At 60.6% G+C, this 17917-nt stretch carries 17 protein-coding genes, 1 tRNA gene and 1 pseudogene; 12 read left to right on the plus strand and 7 right to left on the minus strand.

Annotated features, from left to right (window positions below):
- Positions 1-7: 7 nt before the first annotated feature.
- The gene (gene nusA / locus R0382_RS15490) at positions 8-1480 is read right to left on the minus strand and encodes a transcription termination factor NusA (RefSeq protein WP_203536202.1); all 1473 of its coding nucleotides are present in this window, start codon (positions 1478-1480) and stop codon (positions 8-10) included.
- Between the two features lie 49 nt (positions 1481-1529).
- Positions 1530-1964, minus strand: a complete 435-nt coding sequence (gene rimP, locus R0382_RS15495; RefSeq protein ID WP_432720736.1) for a ribosome maturation factor RimP — start codon at positions 1962-1964, stop codon at positions 1530-1532.
- 187 nt (positions 1965-2151) lie between these two features.
- Here rimP and R0382_RS15500 point away from each other — a divergent pair, with 187 nt between their 5' ends.
- Positions 2152-3813, plus strand: a complete 1662-nt coding sequence (locus tag R0382_RS15500) for a long-chain-fatty-acid--CoA ligase (protein ID WP_432724181.1) — start codon at positions 2152-2154, stop codon at positions 3811-3813.
- 25 nt (positions 3814-3838) lie between these two features.
- Positions 3839-4981, plus strand: coding sequence for a PilT/PilU family type 4a pilus ATPase (locus R0382_RS15505; RefSeq protein ID WP_432720737.1), 1143 nt, complete (start codon positions 3839-3841; stop codon positions 4979-4981).
- Between the two features lie 36 nt (positions 4982-5017).
- On the opposite strand, the gene R0382_RS15510 is transcribed toward R0382_RS15505, so the two are convergent.
- The gene (locus R0382_RS15510; RefSeq protein ID WP_432720738.1) at positions 5018-5548 is read right to left on the minus strand and encodes a DUF3455 domain-containing protein; all 531 of its coding nucleotides are present in this window, start codon (positions 5546-5548) and stop codon (positions 5018-5020) included.
- A gap of 152 nt (positions 5549-5700) precedes the next feature.
- Between R0382_RS15510 and R0382_RS15515 the strand changes: the two genes are divergently transcribed.
- Positions 5701-6048, plus strand: coding sequence for an ArsC family reductase (locus R0382_RS15515; RefSeq protein WP_432720739.1), 348 nt, complete (start codon positions 5701-5703; stop codon positions 6046-6048).
- Between the two features lie 4 nt (positions 6049-6052).
- A complete protein-coding gene (dapE, locus tag R0382_RS15520) occupies positions 6053-7183 on the plus strand; it encodes a succinyl-diaminopimelate desuccinylase (protein ID WP_432720740.1) in 1131 nt (376 codons plus the stop codon).
- A 4-nt stretch (positions 7184-7187) separates the two neighbouring features.
- Here the strand turns inward: dapE and tilS are convergent, their stop codons facing one another.
- Entirely contained in the window at positions 7188-8495 is a 1308-nt protein-coding gene (tilS, locus tag R0382_RS15525; RefSeq protein WP_432720741.1) for a tRNA lysidine(34) synthetase TilS, read from the minus strand.
- Entirely contained in the window at positions 8464-9432 is a 969-nt protein-coding gene (locus tag R0382_RS15530) for an acetyl-CoA carboxylase carboxyltransferase subunit alpha (protein WP_432720743.1), read from the minus strand. Before R0382_RS15530 ends, tilS begins: the two co-directional genes overlap by 32 nt.
- A gap of 301 nt (positions 9433-9733) precedes the next feature.
- Between R0382_RS15530 and flgM the strand changes: the two genes are divergently transcribed.
- Both flgM and R0382_RS15540 read left to right on the plus strand, forming a co-directional pair.
- Positions 9734-10012, plus strand: coding sequence for a flagellar biosynthesis anti-sigma factor FlgM (gene flgM, locus R0382_RS15535; protein ID WP_432720744.1), 279 nt, complete (start codon positions 9734-9736; stop codon positions 10010-10012).
- Positions 10013-10028: 16 nt separating this feature from the next.
- Positions 10029-10493, plus strand: coding sequence for a flagella synthesis protein FlgN (locus R0382_RS15540; protein WP_432720745.1), 465 nt, complete (start codon positions 10029-10031; stop codon positions 10491-10493).
- A 2-nt stretch (positions 10494-10495) separates the two neighbouring features.
- Here R0382_RS15540 and R0382_RS15545 read toward each other — a convergent pair whose 3' ends face one another.
- Complete coding sequence (locus R0382_RS15545; protein ID WP_432720746.1) at positions 10496-11014, minus strand: C40 family peptidase; 519 nt, start codon at positions 11012-11014, stop codon at positions 10496-10498.
- Positions 11015-11128: 114 nt separating this feature from the next.
- On the opposite strand from R0382_RS15545, the gene R0382_RS15550 reads away from it, so the two are divergent.
- Positions 11129-12139: a substrate-binding domain-containing protein gene (locus R0382_RS15550; RefSeq protein ID WP_432720747.1), complete on the plus strand. Its 1011-nt coding sequence runs from the start codon at positions 11129-11131 to the stop codon at positions 12137-12139.
- Between the two features lie 29 nt (positions 12140-12168).
- Here R0382_RS15550 and R0382_RS15555 read toward each other — a convergent pair whose 3' ends face one another.
- Entirely contained in the window at positions 12169-12681 is a 513-nt protein-coding gene (locus R0382_RS15555; protein ID WP_432720749.1) for a gluconokinase, read from the minus strand.
- Positions 12682-13126: 445 nt separating this feature from the next.
- On the opposite strand from R0382_RS15555, the gene cytX reads away from it, so the two are divergent.
- The 5 genes and pseudogenes from cytX (at position 13127) to R0382_RS15580 (ending at position 17296) form a co-directional block, all read left to right on the plus strand.
- Positions 13127-14446 carry a putative hydroxymethylpyrimidine transporter CytX gene (gene cytX / locus R0382_RS15560; protein WP_432720750.1) on the plus strand — a complete coding sequence of 440 codons (1320 nt, stop codon included), beginning with the start codon at positions 13127-13129 and terminating at the stop codon, positions 14444-14446.
- 62 nt (positions 14447-14508) lie between these two features.
- Positions 14509-14599: transfer RNA gene (locus R0382_RS15565), tRNA-Ser, on the plus strand.
- A gap of 148 nt (positions 14600-14747) precedes the next feature.
- Positions 14748-14930: pseudogene (locus R0382_RS15570) on the plus strand (DUF6538 domain-containing protein); the annotation flags it as partial.
- Between the two features lie 12 nt (positions 14931-14942).
- Entirely contained in the window at positions 14943-16721 is a 1779-nt protein-coding gene (locus R0382_RS15575) for a site-specific integrase (RefSeq protein ID WP_432724203.1), read from the plus strand.
- Positions 16722-17014: 293 nt separating this feature from the next.
- Complete coding sequence (locus R0382_RS15580; protein WP_432720751.1) at positions 17015-17296, plus strand: hypothetical protein; 282 nt, start codon at positions 17015-17017, stop codon at positions 17294-17296.
- Positions 17297-17917 lie beyond the last annotated feature (621 nt).

Raw genomic sequence — 17917 nt, forward strand, 5'->3', positions numbered from 1 at the left:
CCCCGCCTTATGCGAACCAGTGCTCGCGGGCTTTCATGATCAACTGCTTGGCCCCATCCTCGCCGATTCCGGTCATTTCCATGAGCTCGTCGACAGCCAGCTCCGCGAGGTCGTCGCGAGTATGGATATCGTGTTCAGCGAGCGCGGTAGCGAGTTCAGCGGTCATGCCTTCTAGGTTTTTCAGGTCTTCCGACTGATGCTCGAGCTTTTCTTCGCGGGCAATGGCCTGAGTGAGCAGTGCGTCGCGGGCACGCGAGCGCAGCTCGTTAACGGTGTCCTCATCGAACACCTCGATTTCGAGCATTTCGTTCAGCGGCACATAGGCCACTTCTTCCAGCGTGTTGAACCCTTCCTGCACCAGCGCCTCGGCGACGTCTTCGTCGAGATCCAGCGCATGCATGAAGAGCTCACGCACCTTGGTGAACTCGGCTTCGTTTTTCTCTTCAGCCTGATTCACGGTCATGATGTTGATCTTCCAGCCCGTCAGCTCCGATGCGAGCTTGACGTTCTGGCCACCACGGCCGATGGCCATGGCGAGATTGTCTTCGTCAACGACGACATCCATCGCATGGTTGTCTTCATCAACGACGATCGAATTCACATCCGCCGGGCTCAACGCGCCAATCACGAACTGCGCCGGATCGTCCGACCACAGAATGATGTCAACGCGCTCACCGGCGATTTCGTTGGTCACTGCGTTGACACGCGTGCCACGCACCCCGATACACGTGCCTTGCGGATCGACACGCGGATCGTTCGACTTGACCGCAATCTTGGCACGCATGCCCGGATCACGAGCGACGCCCTTGAGTTCGATCAGGCCGTTTTCGATTTCCGGCACTTCCATTTCAAACAGCTTGGCCATGAATTCCGGCGCGGTCCGGCTCAGCACCAGCATCGGGCCGCGACCGAGGCGGTCAACGCGCAACAGGAAGGCGCGAACACGGTCGCCGACCCGCAGGTTTTCCTTCGGAATCATCTGGTCGCGCGGCAGGATCGCTTCGAGCTTGCCGAGTTCCAGAATCGCGTTGCCGCGCTCAAGCCGCTTGATGCTGCCCGAGACGATATGCTCGCGACGCTGCAGGAAGTCGTTCAGATTCTGTTCACGCTCAGCGTCACGAATCTTCTGCAGGATCACCTGCTTGGCAGCCTGCGCCCCGATACGACCGAATTCGATCGGTTCGAGTTCCACTTCCCAGGTTTCGCCCAGCTGCAGCTCGGGGTCGTACTCGGGCGCATCGGTAATGGCGATCTGACGCGACGGCTCTTCGTGGTCGTTATCTTCGACCACGGTCCAGACGCGGAACGAGCGGTAATCGCCAGAATCGCGATCGATGTCGACACGAATATCGACCTCATCCTCGTAGGTTTTCTTTGTTGCGGACGCCAACGCCATTTCCAGCGCAGTGAAGACAACGTCTTTCTCAACATTTTTTTCGCGCGCCAGTGCATCCACCAGCAGCAGAATTTCTCGGCTCATCGTTTCGATTCCCTCGGCAAGAAGCCCGCCTGTGGGCCTAAATTCCGGATCAGAACTGCGGCTCCAGCCGCACCTTGTCAATTTGCGTCATCGGCAGCACCAGGCGCTCACCATCGACGTCGACCACAACCGCACCGTCCTCGAGACCGATGAGCGTGCCGAGCAGTTTCTTGCGTTTATCTGGCAGCGGCATGCGCAGCTTGAGCCGCACCTTTTCACCGGCGAAGCGTGTGAAGTCTTCGGGCTTCGTCAGTGGGCGATCCAATCCCGGCGACGAGACTTCGAGTCGCTCGTAAGGGATTTCCTCGACCATCAGGAGACGGGAAAGGTGGTTGCTGACGGTGACGCAGTCATCCACCGTAATGCCACCCGGCTTGTCGATGAATACCCGCACCAGCCCGTTTTGCGCCAACTCCAAATCGACCAGCTCGTAGCCAAGACCCGGAAGCGTCGCATCCAGCACGCTTTGCACGTTCGCTGCCATAGATTCCTTTGCTGAAAAACAAAAAATGGGCTGCAAAAATGCGCCCATTCCCAAGCACTATCCCCGTATCTTGGGGACAACCCTCATTCTAACAGAAACAATTAGTTGGCGAAACTGTGTACGCACGCGGCTTGTTCTCGACAGCCCTGCAACTCTAGAGTGCGCAAAGAACCCCAAGGAGAGGAACATGGAGCGACCCTGGTTTGCCAGCTATTCGGCAGGCGTCCCCCAAGAAATCGATATTCACGAATTCAGCTCGATCCCTGACGTCATCGCCAAAACGGTCGCACGCCACCCCGATCGCGACGCCTTCATCAACATGGGGAAAGCGATTACCTACGGCGAGCTTGACCGCCTTTCCAGCCAGTTTGCCGCGTTTTTGCAGCAGGACCTGAAGCTGGCCCGCGGCGCCCGCGTCGCGATCATGATGCCCAACCTGCTGCAGTATCCGATCGCGATTTTCGGCACCCTCAAGGCAGGCATGACCGTCGTCAACGTCAATCCGCTCTACACGCCACGCGAACTCGAACACCAGCTCAAGGATTCCGGCGCTGACGCCATCGTCATTCTCGCGAATTTCGCTCACACACTGGAAAGCGTCATCGGCAATACGCCGGTCAAGCACGTCATCGTCACCGAAATCGGCGACTTGCTAGGCTTTCCAAAACGCCTGCTGGTCAACAACGTCGTCAAGTACATCAAAAAAATGGTGCCTGCGTACTCGCTACCCGGTCACCTCGATTTCAGCACCGCACTCGGCCGCGGTCAGCGCCAGCGCTTGCAGCCGGTCGCACTCAACCACGACGACCTCGCCTTCCTGCAGTACACCGGCGGCACCACCGGCGTCGCCAAGGGCGCGATGCTGACGCACGGCAATATTGTCGCCAACATGCAGCAGGCGCACGCATGGATTCGCGAGATTGTCGAAGAAGGCAAGGAGATCATCGTTACGGCACTGCCGCTGTACCACATCTTCTGCCTGACCGCGAACTGCATGGTCTTCACCAAGGTCGGCGCAACCAACCTGCTGATCACCAATCCGCGCGACATCCCCGGCTTCGTCAAGGAGCTCGGCAAACATCCGATCACCTGCATGACCGGCGTGAACACGCTCTACAACGCACTCACCAACAACGCCGAATTTTCCAAGCTCGATTTCAGCACCTGGAAGTTGGCACTCGGCGGCGGCATGGCGGTGCAGCACGCCGTTGCGGACAAGTGGAAGAAAATCACCCATGTACCGCTCGTGGAGGCCTACGGCCTGACCGAGACCTCGCCCGCCGCGATGATCAACCCGATGACGACGCGCGAATACAACGGCATGATCGGCCTTCCACTCCCATCAACCGAGGCGGAGATTCGCAACGACGACGGCAAGGTGCTCGGCACCGGCGAGCCGGGCGAACTGTTCATCAAGGGCCCACAGGTCATGAAGGGCTACTGGCAACGCCCCGACGAAACCGCCAAGGTCATCGGCCCAGATGGCTTTCTGGCTACCGGCGACGTGGCCGTCATGTCGGCAACCGGCTATTTCAAGCTGGTTGACCGCAAGAAAGACATGATTCTGGTCTCGGGCTTCAACGTCTATCCGAACGAGATCGAGGACGTCGTCGCCGACCATCCGGGCGTCATGGAGGTCGCCTGCATCGGCATACCCGATGACAAGTCCGGCGAAGCGGTCAAGGTCTTCGTGGTACGCAAAGATCCAGCACTCACCGAGAAGGATGTCATCGCACACTGTCGCGCCAACCTGACGAATTACAAGGTTCCGCGCCTGGTTGAGTTCCGCGAGCAACTTCCCAAGTCAAATGTCGGTAAGATCCTGCGGCGAGAACTGAAACCCCAATAAACCCTCACGCCGGCCGGGTGCCCGAATGAATTTGCTGCCGTTTTTCAAACTGATGGCCGAACGACAGGCCTCGGACCTGTTTCTGTCGGCGGATTCGCCGATCGTCATCAAGATCAACGGCCAGTGCAACCCGGCCAACAATCAGCTGCTTGGCGCCGAACACGTCAAGCAGCTGGTTTACCAGTTGATGAGCCCCGAGCAGATCACACGCTTCGAGCAGGACTGGGAACTCAATTTTCGGCTGACACTGCCGCAACTCGGCAACTTCCGCATCAACGTGTTCCGCACCCGCGGCTCCGTCGCGATGGTCGCACGCTACATCCGCCAGCAAGCACAAAGCATCGATGCACTCGGGCTACCGCCGGTGCTGCGCGATCTGATCATGGAAAAGCGCGGCATCATTCTGGTCGTCGGTGCAACGGGCTCGGGCAAGTCGTCGACCGTGTCCGCCATGCTCGAACATCGCAACGTCAATCATCCGGGCCACATCCTGACGGTCGAAGACCCGATCGAACAGCTCTACACACACAAGCGCAGCCTGGTGAACCAGCGCGAAATCGGCGTTGACACCCACAGCTACGGTGAGGCGCTGAAAAATGCCATGCGCGAAGCGCCGGACGTGCTGATGATCGGCGAAATCCGCGACCGTGAAACGATGAACTACGCCCTGCAGTATGCGCAGGCAGGGCACCTGTGCATTTCGACGCTGCATGCCAACAACAGCTATCACTCGCTCTCGCGCGTTGTGAATTTCTTTCCGCAAGACGCGCGCGAAGCATTGCTCTATGACCTATCGACCGCACTGACGGCCATCGTTTCGCAACGACTCGTCCGCAATCGCGACGGCCAGCTCACCCCGGCGATCGAGGTGATGCTGAACACCAATCGCGTCGCCGAGCTGATTCGTAACGGCCAGCTCACCGACATCAAGGAAGCGATGGAACAGACCCTGACCGAGGGCTCCCAGACGTTCGAGCAATCCTTGTATGCGCTGTACCGCAGCGGTCAGGTCGAGCTCGACGAAGCACTGCGCCACGCCGACTCGGCAACCAACCTGTCATGGATGGTCAACAACAGCCAGACGGCGCAGGAACAGGAAGCCCAACCCATCACGCCGATCAGCAAACAGGCCGACAGCAGCGCCGACTTCGACATCAAGCTGCATTGATCCGCGTCCAAGCGTCGGCGCCACCACCCCCCGGGTTCACGGCGCCGCGTAGAACAGGTAATCCGCCTCGTACGCCACCTGGCGCTTTTCGCCGGCATTGACCGATGCACAAGGCAGCGCCGGCGCCACGCCACCCTTGGTGTTGATGCGCTGGATGAAGCTGACCACCACCATTTTGCCTGTCGCGGAAGGCGGGTTGGCCTTCACCAGTTGCAATGGAATATTGCCGGGTTGCGGTGCCGGGCTGACCGCGACTTGCGCGCCCGTCACTTTCGATCCGTCGGTCATTTCCCAGGTCGGACCTGCGTAATACTTGCCAACCACATTCCGCCCCTGGTCGTACAGCACTGCCTTGGGGCCCGCAAACGCCCATTCGAACTGCCCCGCCGCATCTTTTTTCGCACGACATTCATAGGTGATCTCACCGACGCCGGTCGTATGCATGAGCAGTTCGTCCGGCGGACTGACGCGTATCGGCTCAGGTAACGACGACTGCTGCATTGTTGGCGACGACGCACATGCGGTCAGTAGCAGCAAAGAAGGGGCAATGAGGTGCAGAGCATTCATGATGAACTCCGATGAAATTCAGCGCCAAGGCCGACATTCTCTGCATACGTCGGAATCAGGACGCCGGATGCACCCTCCTCAGGTGCTCTGACGAACGGTAGGCGCCAAGCCGTCCGCCGTTTAGAATCGCTTTTTTGCATCGCGAGTCCGACATGAAGCTCTACGGCATTCCCAACTGCGACACCGTCAAGAAAGCGCGCACCTGGCTGGCCGAGCACGGCCACGATTACGACTGGCACGACTACAAGAAGCAGGGCATCAGCGTCGAGCTACTGAGCAGCTGGATTGCCCAGACCGGCTGGGAGCCACTGATCAACAAGGCCGGCACGACGTGGCGCAAGCTCGACGATGCCAGCAAGGCCGCGGTAATCGACGCGGATTCGGCCATTGCACTGATGCAGGCCAACCCCTCGGTGATCAAGCGGCCGGTACTTGACCGCGATGGTACGATCACCATTGGATACAAACCCGAAACCTACGACGCGCTTTTCAGCCACTGAGACCATGAACGACGCTACGCTCGATTTGACCCTGCAACTGATCCGCCAAGCTTCGGTGACGCCCAACGACGCCGACTGCCAGCAATTGATGGCAAACCGGCTGGCCAAACTTGGCTTTCACATCGAGCCGATGCGCTTCGGCGAGGTCGACAACCTGTGGGCGCGCTTCGGCAGTGAAGGCCCGGTCCTGGTGTTCGCCGGCCATACCGACGTCGTGCCGACCGGCCCGCTTGATCGTTGGCACTCCGATCCGTTCGCGCCGGAAATCCGTGACGGTCACCTGTTCGGCCGTGGCGCCGCCGATATGAAGGCCTCGCTTGCCGCCTTCATCACCGCAACCGAAGCGTTTCTCGCCAAGCATCCGAATCCGCGCGGCTCGATCGCTTTCCTGATCACGTCGGACGAAGAAGGACCGGCGCACGACGGCACGGTCAAGGTCATCGAAGCGCTGAAGGCGCGCGGCGAAAAGATCGACTACTGCATCGTCGGCGAGCCAACCAGTGCCGAGACCTTCGGCGACACGATCAAGAACGGCCGCCGCGGCTCGCTGTCGGGCCACCTGATCGTCCACGGCGTCCAGGGGCACATCGCCTACCCGCACCTCGCCAACAATCCGATCCATCTGCTGGCGCCAGCGCTGGCTGAACTCGCCAACACCGAATGGGATCAGGGCAATGCCTATTTCCCGCCGACCACTTGGCAGGTCTCGAACCTGCATAGCGGCACCGGCGCGACCAACGTCATCCCGGGCACGGCCGAAGCGCTGTTCAACTTCCGCTTTTCGACCGAAAACACCGCCGACACGCTCAAGCAGAAAGTCCACGCCATTCTCGACGCCTACGATTTCGAGTACGAGCTGAGCTGGAATCTGTCGGGCGAGCCGTTCCTGACCGATCACGGCGCCCTGATCGATGCGATCAAGGCAGCGGTCGCCGACGTCACCGGCACCACCCCGCAACTGAACACGACCGGCGGCACGTCCGATGGTCGCTTCATCGCCAAGTATTGCCCCGAAGTCGTCGAGTTTGGCCCGATCAACAAGACGATCCACAAGCTCAACGAGTGCGTCGCCATCGAGGACGTACCGAAGCTCTCGCGCGTTTACGCCGGCGTGCTTGAGCGCCTGCTCGGCTGATCGTTTACGCTGGCTGCCACACCGGCAGCCAGCCACCGCCAGCAAACGCTGCCGCCACACCGATACCCGGCACCGCGGCCAGATGGTCGCCGCAGAACAATAGCGGCGTCGCATCACGCAACCACGGCGGCACGGCCGCCTCCTGATACAGTGACTTGAGCAGACGGGTCGGCCCATCGATCCGCAAGCGCAAACGTTCGCCGCCAATCCGGGGGCGCAGCCTCCACGGCCCGGCACCTCCCGCCGCCACACCTTCGGCGCTTGGCACCCAGCTCAATCGACCTTGCGGGATGCTCATCCCGACGCCCGGCTCGATCGCGACCTCGTTGGTAAATGGCACGCCGGGTACAAAATGGACGCGCTGACGGTAGCGCCGTACCCGCCGATCACGCCAGCGCAGTTCGGGCTGCGCATCGGTCGGCGCGCCCAGCTGCTGCACGAAGGCGTCGAAAGCGCGCGCATCGGCAACGATGCCGAGGTTGCGCAACCAGCGCCGCAGCGCATTGCGGCGACGGAGCGGACTCAGCAAGGCAGCGACCGCCAGATCAAAGGCGCCGTCAACGACGCAGTCGAGCAAATCCAGTTCGGCCAACTCGGCCAGCAGTGCATCGGCCTCGGCCGCCTGCGTAGCCACACGGGCAAGTGACGCAGCAACACCGGGGTCGCGCTGCGTGAGTGAGGGCAAAATCTGATGACGCAGGAAGTTGCGGGTAAAGCGCGGGTCGTCGTTACTCTCGTCGTCGACCCAGCTCAGCGCATTGGCCTCGGCGTAGTCGCGCAGCACGCTGCGCGGCACATCGAGCAAGGGGCGAAGCAATCGCAACGACGGGGTCAGGTCTCGGCACACCGGCATCGCCGCCATGCCTGCCAAACCATTGCCGCGCAACATCTGCATCAGCACCGTCTCGGCCTGATCGTCCCGATGGTGCGCGAGGCAAAGCACGTCGGCAGAAATGGTTTCGAACGCGGCATAACGCGCAGCCCTGGCAGCAGCCTCGATACCAAGCCCGGCGGCATGCTCCACGCTGACGCCGGCCACCTGGCACGGCACATCCAGTGCATGCGCCAACGCACAGGCCGTATCGGCCCACGCATCGGCATGGGGCGATAAACCGTGGTGAACGTGGATGGCCGAGAGCGAGAAACCGGACTTGACACGCAGCCCGGCGAGAAGATGCAACAACACGACCGAATCGAGCCCGGCAGAGAGTCCCAGACTCAGTCGCGTCGTTGGCAGTACAGCGTGGTGGGCCAGGCATTCACCCACCCGCCCGGCCAGATCACTGGATTGGGATTTCCTTGAACTGGCCATAGCCCATCAGGCGCTCGAAGCGGGTGTCGAGCAAAGCGTCAATCGGCTTGTCGGCAACACCCTTGAGTGCATCGGCAATCGCCTTTTTCATCGCCTGCATCATCTGCGCGTGATTGCGATGTGCACCACCGATCGGCTCGGTGATGATCTTGTCGATCAAGCCCAGCGTTTTCAGGCGTCCGGATGTAATGCCCAGCGCCTCGGCGGCATCCGGTGCCTTCTCGGCGGTCTTCCACAGGATCGACGCGCAACCCTCGGGAGAAATGACCGAGTAGGTCGAATACTGCAGCATCTGCACGAGGTCACCGACGGCAATCGCCAGTGCGCCGCCCGAGCCGCCCTCGCCGATCACCGTGGTGATAATCGGCACGCGCAGCTTGGCCATTTCGAACAGATTGCGGCCGATCGCTTCGGATTGACCGCGCTCCTCGGCGCCAATGCCCGGATAAGCACCCGGGGTATCGACGAAGGTAATCACCGGCAGGCCGAATTTCTCGGCCAGCTTCATCAGGCGCAGGGCCTTGCGATAGCCTTCCGGACGCGGCATGCCGAAGTTGCGGAAAATCTTTTCCTTGGTATCACGGCCCTTCTGATGGCCGATCACCATGACCGACTGGCCATTGAAGCGCGCCAGACCGCCGACAATGGCGTGATCGTCGGCGAAGGCACGATCGCCATGCAGCTCTTCGAAATCCGTAAAGATCGCGCCGAGATAATCCAGCGTGTAGGGACGCTGCGGATGACGCGCAACCTGGGAAATCTGCCATGGCGTGAGCTTGGCATAGATCGTTTTGGTCAGCTCTTGGCTCTTCTTTTCCAGGTGACCGATTTCGACGGAAATGTCGACAGCGGAGTCATCCTGAACGTAGCGCAGCTCTTCGATCTTGTTTTCGAGCTCAGCAATCGGCTGCTCGAAATCGAGGAATGTGGTTTTCATGTTTGCTCGGTTCTCCCCGCGGCGCGCACGCGGCGCCAACCCTGGGCCGGGTCAAAATTGCGCAACTATACAGCAAGCCTTGGCCGCCAAGAAGCGGCAGTCGGCACCATATGCCGGTACCGTCGAACCCCATCATAGCGCCCCGGCACCGACACCCGACTGTTTCCCTGCTTCGGCAAGGCCATTCGGCGGCGATGACCGCGTGCGTATTTCGCTAAAGTTTTTCGTGGGCCGGCCGATACAGCGCATAATCAGCACCGAAACCTGCCGCGGGAACACGCCGGGGCCACGAGGACTTCACATGAAAATCGACCCGTCTACCCGGGCGCCCCTTGCGCAACCAACGCGCAATGCCGAGCGCACCAGTCAGACCGGCACTGCCGCTCCGGCCGATGATCTCAGCGTCAGCATCAACCCGGCCGCAGCCGAACTCGGTCAAGCCGACTCGGCCGGCGCGCCATTCGACGGCGAACGCGTCGCCGCGCTACGCCAGGCCATCGCCGAAGGCCGCTTCAGCGTTCGCGCCGATGCCATTGCCGACAAGTTGATCGACAGCGTCAAGGAACTGCTGGGCCGTTAACACGGTCAATCCAAGCATGAATAGCTCCCCAGACTGGTCCGCGCAACTTGGCGCGGCCACCGACGCCTACAAACTACTCGTCCAGCTGCTGCAGGACGAGCAGCGCTGCCTGACCCATGATCAGCCCGACGTCCTGACCGGTCTGCTTGCCGAAAAGCAAAAGGCAGCACTGGCCGCAGACACCGCAGGCAACGCGCTCAACAGCGCTTTTGCATCGCTGGGACTCGAGAACGGCCCGGCCATTGCCGAATGGCTATCGGCCAACCGGCCCGGCCTGCTGCCGTCCTGGCAGCAATTGCTGGAGCAGGTGCGCCAGGCCGCATTGCTCAATCAATGCAACGGCAAACTGATCGAATCCCGCCGTCAGGCGCTCGACACACTGGTCTACACCCTTGCCGCCGGCCAAAGCGACGCGCTGGGTTACTCGCAGCAGGGCCAGTTGCAAGGCGGCGTCAACCGCCATATCGCCGACAAGGCCTAGCCTTACTTCCCCTGCGCGAACACCGTTCGCGCGCCTTCGAAGCGACTCGAAAAATACGGCAGGCTCATCGACTCGACCCGGATCTTGCCGCGGCTCGATGGTGCATGCACGAATTTACCGTCGCCAAGATAGATCCCGACGTGCGAGTACGGCTTGCCGAGCGTATTGAAAAACACCAGATCGCCGGCCTGCAATCGGGATTCGGCAATCGGGCGCGTCCGCGACGCGATGTCGGCAGCGGTACGTGGCAAGTCGATACCCAATGCTTTCTTGTAGACGAAACGCACCATGCCGCTGCAATCGAGTCCGGCCTCCGGATTGTTGCCACCGAACTGATAGCCCACGTCGAGCAAGCCCAGCGAATACATGACGATCTCGCGGCCATCGCCCTGCGCCTCGATATGCGCCAGACTGCGATCGACCGGCTGCGGCTTGCGGGGGGGCGTGGTCGTGCACGCGGCCAACACCAAGGCGGCGAGCGCAAAAACGAGTCGAACTCGTGAAACCGTCGACGCCGACATGCGTACTCCCTAGCGAACAATCGGATGGGCAAGATCATGCGACCTTGCGCCCGGTCTAACAAGCGGACAATGTTACGTGTAACAATCGCCCGATTTTCTTGGCGCCGCCGACCAATGAGCCACGCCAAACGCCCTACGCTGCAGGATGTTGCCAACCTCACCGGCGTCACCAAGATGACCGTCAGCCGCTATCTGCGCGACCCGAGCCAAGTCTCGGCGGCGCTACGCGACACGATCCAGCAGGCGGTCGAGGCGCTGGGCTACATCCCGAGCCGGGCACCGGAGATTCTCTCCAACGCACGCAGCCACGCCATCGGCGTCCTGCTGCCATCGATTTCCAACCAAGTCTTCTCGGCGTTGATACGCGGCATCGAATCGGTGACCGAGCCGGCCGGCTACCAGACGCTGTACACCCATTTCGGCTACGACATCAACCTCGAGGAAGCGCGCATCGCCACGCTGCTGTCGTTCCACGTCGACGGGCTGATCCTGTCCGAGACGCAGCACACCGAACGCACGCTGCGCATGATCCGCACCGCCGGCATACCGGTCGTCGAGGTCATGGAAACGCCGGCGGACCCGATCGACCTTGCCGTTGGACTCAACCACACCGCAGCGGCAAAAGCGATGACCGAAGCCATGATTGCCAGCGGCAAACGGCATATCGTTTACCTCGCAGCACGACTCGACCACCGCACGCAACAGCGGATTGCCGGCTACCGACAGGCACTGGCCGAAGCTGGATTGCCGGCGCAGCTCGTTGAAACCGAGGCCGCATCGACATTCACACTCGGCGCCACGCTGGCCGAACGGGCCCTTGTGGATTTTCCAACGCTGGATGGGCTGTTCTGCACCAACGACGACATCGCCGCCGGCGCCATGCTGGCTTGCCAGCGCAGCGGCCGCCATGTGCCAGATGACGTCGCCGTCGCCGGTTACAACGCACTCGACATCGGCCAGGCACTGACCCCGCCCCTGGCCAGCGTCATCACCCCGCGCGAGACAATCGGCCGCATCGCCGCCGAACGGCTGATCGGCCGGCTCGCGGGCCAGACCTATTCAGAACGGATCGTCGACCTGGGTTACACGCTCACGCTCGGCGGTAGCGTCGCCCGGCCGGACTAAGCCCGCAGTTTCAGATCGGGCCAAACCATTCAGCCCGCCGACCGCACCGCCGCGAGCGCACGGGCCAGCACCGCATCCTGCCCGCCCTCGATCGATACCGACAGCACATCCGGCTCGTCTGCCCCCGGCACTTCGAGCGCATCAAATTGGCTCTGCAGCATGTCGGCTTTCTGGAAGTGTCCGTGGCGCGCCTGCATGCGCGCAAGAATCAGCGCATAGCTGCCTTCCATAAAGAGAAACGTCAGCTTGTCGTTGTCCAGACGGATGCGGTCACGGTACGCCCGCTTCAGCGCCGAGCAGACGATCACGGCGGTTTCATGCTTGCTGGCCACGCTGAACACCGCATCGTTGATGCGCTCCAACCACGGCGCGCGATCATCGTCGTTCAGCGGCGTACCGCCGGCCATCTTGACGATATTGGCACGCGGGTGCAGGTCGTCACCATCAATGAACTTGGCCCCCAGCACCTTCGCCAGCTCAGCACCCAGGCTCGACTTGCCACTGCTCGACACCCCCATCACCACATAACTTTTCCCGGACATCGATCGCCCTCCTCGCTGCTGTTGGAGCGGCCTGTCCGCCGCTCGCGAAATTTGTACAAGTACACACATGCCGACATCGCACGCCCGTTTACCGTAGCAAGCACGACTTTAGGCCTGCCCATTCGATGTTACCGGTAACAAAAAAGAAGGCAAGCCTGCCATCCAAAATAACGAACAACCTCGATCCAGATCAGATTTAACGTCAATGTTTGCTGCGGCAACGCGCATCACGCTGTCAGCTACCTGGTCGCCATTGCTGCGCCCCTGAAAAGCAGGCCCTGCAAACCGGGATTGCGATGAAAACCTTCGTCGCCACCGGCGGCGCCAATGCACTCAGCGGCCCGCGCCCTCGATGACCTTGATCCAGCCCCGGCTACCGCGGGGTTTTTCGTTGCCTGAGTCCGCGACGGCGGCGACAATGCCAGCCTTCCGAGGAGAACAAAGCATGAAGCCCACCGGCACCTATGACCCGCGCGTCCCCGTCCCGCTGGAGCGGCGCGTCTTTTCCGCCCGCGACGTGATGTCGCTGTGGTTCTCGCTGGCCATCGGCCTGATGGTGCTGCAAACCGGCGCCCTGCTGGTGCCGGGACTGGGTTTCGGCGCGGCGCTGACCGCGATCGTCATCGGTAGCGTGGTCGGCGTCGCCTGCCTTGCGTCGGTCGCCGTCATCGGCGCCGACACTGGCCTGGCGACGATGTCGGCATTGCGGCCAACACTTGGCCTGCGCGGCGCCAGCCTGCCGGCGATCTGCAACCTGATCCAGCTGATCGGCTGGGGCGCATTCGAGATCGTCGTGATGCGCGACGCTGCCGGCGCTTTGATCCAGCGTGCCGGTGCCGAATCGGCGCTGTGGCAAAACCCGGTATTGTGGACACTGCTGTTTGGCGGCCTGTCGACGCTGATCGCCGTATTCGGCCCGCTCGGCTTCGTCCGTCGCGTCCTGCGCCGCTGGGGCATCTGGATGCTGCTGGCCGCTGCGGCGTGGCTGACCTGGCACCTGTTCGCCGCCTATGACGTCGCCGAGCTGTTCAGCCGCCCGGGCACCGGCGCACTGGGCCTTGGCACCGGCATCGACCTCGTCATCGCCATGCCGCTGTCGTGGCTGCCGCTGATCGCCGACTACACCCGCTTTTCACGCAGTGCCAGTGCCTCATTCCGCGGCACGCTGGCCGGCTACCTGGTCGGCAACCTGTGGTTCTGCAGTCTGGGCGCCGCGTATACGCTCGCCTTCGCCCAGCAAGGCGGCGACAATGCCCTGCTGTTCGCACTCGCCGCCTCCGGCGGCGGCCTCGCGTTGCTGCTGATCCTGCTCGACGAGAGCGAGAAAGCCTTTGCCGACATCCACTCGGCCGCCGTGTCAGCATGCACGCTGGTACCGGCCAAGGTCGAGCACGCGGCACTGGCCTTTGGCGTACTGTGCACCGCCATCGCCCTCTTCGTACCGTTTGCCCGCTTCGAGAGCTTCCTGCTGCTGATCGGCTCGCTCTTCGCACCGCTGTTCGGCGTCGTCCTGGTCGATCACTTTGTGATCCGTCGCCGCCAGATCGCCATCGCCGCCATCGCCCAGCGCGACGGCCCTTACTGGTACAACGGCGGCTGGCATGTCCGTGCGCTGCTCGCCTGGTCGCTCGGCATCGCCACCTACCATCTGACCGTACACCTGCTCCCCGGCATGATGGCATCGGTGCCAGCACTGTTGATCGGTGGCGCAGGCTACTGGCTACTGAGCCTGACCGCGACGCGAACCGCCGGCTCGGCAGCGTAAGAAAATACCGCGCGCGCCTTGCCAGCCGCGCGGCGCTTGGGTACTATTCGGCCTCCCATCGCGGAGAGATGGATGAGTGGTTTAAGTCGCACGCCTGGAAAGCGTGTATAGGTTAATAGCCTATCCGGGGTTCGAATCCCCGTCTCTCCGCCAGCACAAAGATGAAGCCGCGCATGTCGCGGCTTTTTCGTTTCCGATCAAAGACTTGCTCGTCCTGAGCTGCTTGAGAGAAACGCCTTTTTCACGGTTTTCTGCACCTGCTACAAACAGTCGCTACAAACGGCTGCTACATGGTGTTGCCGTGCCTGCCCGTGCTCCTTACCTTGTCCGCCGGGGTCATACCCTTTATTTCCGGTTAGCCGTACCTGCCGACCTTCGCCCCCGGCTGGGCGTCCGCGAGCTGGTCCAGTCCCTTCGGACTCAGGACTGGCGAACGGCCTCAGCCGAGGCATTACAGTTGGCCGGAGCGGTAAAGACATTGTTTTTGGAGCTTCGCATGAACCTATTTCAGACCAGCCCGATACGGCAGCAGTTGCTCGACCACGCCGACCAGCTCGAACAAGATCAGCCCGCAGAAGCGGCAGAGCTGCGCAATCTCGTTTCGCTCATTCCGGGCGGTTTGGAGGGCATCGCGATGGCTGCCAGCCTCTTGAAAGCGCTCGCACCGGATGAGGTAGCTCCGGTGGGGAAGCCGCTGTCACTTGCTGCCCGGAAACAAGTAGTCAGGCTACAGAGACTTGTCGAAGAAGCGGAAACCGCCAAGTTGAATACTCTCGCCGACGCAAGACGAACAGAGCTTCGGCTTGAAGCGGTCGAAGTAAAAGCTGCTCAGGACGTATCACGATGTATTGCTGCGCTCAACGTGCTGAAGGGTCGGCTGCAATCCACCTCCCCGATGGCACCGGTCGTCGCACCGTCGCATCACACCCCCGTTGCTTCTTCATTGGCGTTACTCAGCGACACGCCTACTCCGGAGCCCGGTGTTGATATGAGCGTGACGGTCGCTGATGCCGTTGAATGGTTCATATCTCAACTGCCCGAAGACAAGAAAAGCTCGTACCCACTCACTTTGGGAAAATTCTTGGTGCCGATGTTAGGCGGACGTCCGATGGGGTCAATCAGACAGCGAGACATCGCCGATCTGTTACGCAAAGTTCAGACGCTGCCGACCGGTTGGAGTTATCTCGTCGAGAAAGGCCAGCCACTGAGCGAATTGTTCGGCCAACCCGGTGAAGAACGGATATCGCCAGCAACGTACAGCCGCAAATACAAGACCAACATCAAACACTTCTTTGACACAATCAAATGTGACAAATCCGAGTGGTGTCAGCACACGTTTGACTTTGGCATCAAATACACCGGTTCACGCGAAGCTGGCGCGAAAAAGCAGCGCCCGATGAAACTGGCGGAGTTGAAGCAGTTGTTCGAAGGGCAAGAGGCCCAGCGCTTTGCTCAGGACGTCCGCTTTGCACCGAACTACTGGCTTCAGTTGGTTGGGCTGTTCACCGGGGCTCGCATTAACGAGGTCTGCCAACTTAACCCGCTTGTCGATATTCACGAGGAGGATGGCGTTTGGATTTTCCACGTAACCGAAGACAGCGAAGCAGCGGAAGATATCAAAAAGTCGGTGAAAAACACCCCTTCGCAGCGTAAGGTGCCAATCCACCGAGAGCTGATCCGGCTGGTTTTTTTGCAGTATGTTAAATGGCTGCAGCGGCATAACATCAAGCAGCTTTTCCCTCGCTGGGCTGCCAAGAATGGCCGGGCTGGCGAAGCTGCTGGAGACTGGTTTTGCGACCATATTCGCAACCTTGGATTGCGTGATGAAACACCGGGGAAATGCCTTCTCGGCTTTCATGCGTTCCGTCATACGCTCATTCGGTTTGCCCGTGAATCCGACATTCAGAAGGGACGCCTAGTCCAGATTGTCGGGCATGCCGAAGAGGACGACCACGATGGTTATGGGGATGGTGTCAGCTTGCCAGTGCTAGAGGAAGAACTTGCCAAGCTTCGCTATGAGGGTCTGGAGCTGGTAGAGCAGACGCACGACTACAGCAAAGCACCAGATTTCACTGCGACTGATAAACCACGACGCAAGCCGGGCAGGGTGTCGTCAATTAGCGCAGAGCAGATTATGGAAGCACAACGGCTTCGTGACGTTGGTCTACCCGCCAAAGAAATAGGACTGCGACTTGGTCTTTCCCTTTCAGTGATTCGAGATAACACGGTCACGCCGGAGAACAAGCGAAGGCGGCGGGGAAAAATGCGTGCCTGATGATACTGGCGTTGCCTCCGGCCCTTGGCTGTCCAAGGGCGAACTCCTAAAGGCTGGCAGGACGTGGCATGGATGGGGCCAATGAAGGTCGTTTTCTCTAGGACTTCGCCCTGCTCCACGCCCCCTGATGGCAGACGGGCTTGGTGACGAGTGCTACTGGCTCAGTCCAACGGCTTGCGGGGAAGGCGACAATCTCAAGCTTAATCTGTCATCAGGCTTGCTATGGCATGCCTTTCCACTAGACTCAGCTCCCGGCGATTCGGCCGGAATCAACAAATCTGGAGAATCTGCGTATGACCGAGCAAGCCACCCCCAGCAGCACCCAATCGCAATCCGGCTCCCTGTTATGGAGTTCCGGCATCACGATCATGGTTGTCAGCGTCATTGCCCTGTTCATGCTGTATAGCTGGAACGCTCGCGGGCTGATCAGCACCGGCGATGGGCTGGAATACCGGAGCTACTTTGAGCTGCGATACATCGGTATCGCGGTTTCGTTGATCGGGCTGCTGATTGGCGGTATCTGGACCGCAGCAGGGACGCTCGTTCACGAACTGCGGGCGCGTACCGGGCGCTGATATGCGGCATCGACGTGGAGGGGCTCAGGCGAGCGCCTGCCGCGTCCTTTTGATGTCGATGCTGCCCGGGCCCTCAATGGGCAACCCGGATGCGCCAGAGGGCGATTCTGTCGCGAGGTCGCGTTGGATATACCTCAATTATCTATTGAAGCATACTGATAGAGATTTCGTAGCAATCAGGATGGATGAGGCGTCGGCGTGATTTTGCAGAGGATAGGCAAGATTAGCGCAAGGTGTCTTTGAGGCTGAAACCTGCTTGAACACCAATATCTACGCTACTTCCAGCGTTTTTATAGCATTTTCCAATCGCAAGATTTCAGTCTCCGACATGCGCTGCGCGCCTTGCCTTGGCAAGGCTTTCCTTGACAAATATTGTCTTTTATAGTTCCTATTTTCCTTTCTTTTGTTCATCCAGCTCACTCCGAGCTTGTCGCGGCAAGCAGTGACGCGATGAGTTCGCCCTTCAGAATGTGCGCCTCACGCGGCAGCATCGGATGGCCGCGTAGCGGGCATTGGGCAGCGCGAGCTGCGCAGCTCTTGCCCCTGAGAATAAAACCAGCCAAGAAGCAATATATGAAGTTATGAGGCGTTTGCGCTTTCGCCCAAGGTTGGAGCTGGACT

Source organism: Jeongeupia wiesaeckerbachi (assembly GCF_050916355.1).
Lineage (GTDB): Bacteria > Pseudomonadota > Gammaproteobacteria > Burkholderiales > Chitinibacteraceae > Jeongeupia > Jeongeupia wiesaeckerbachi.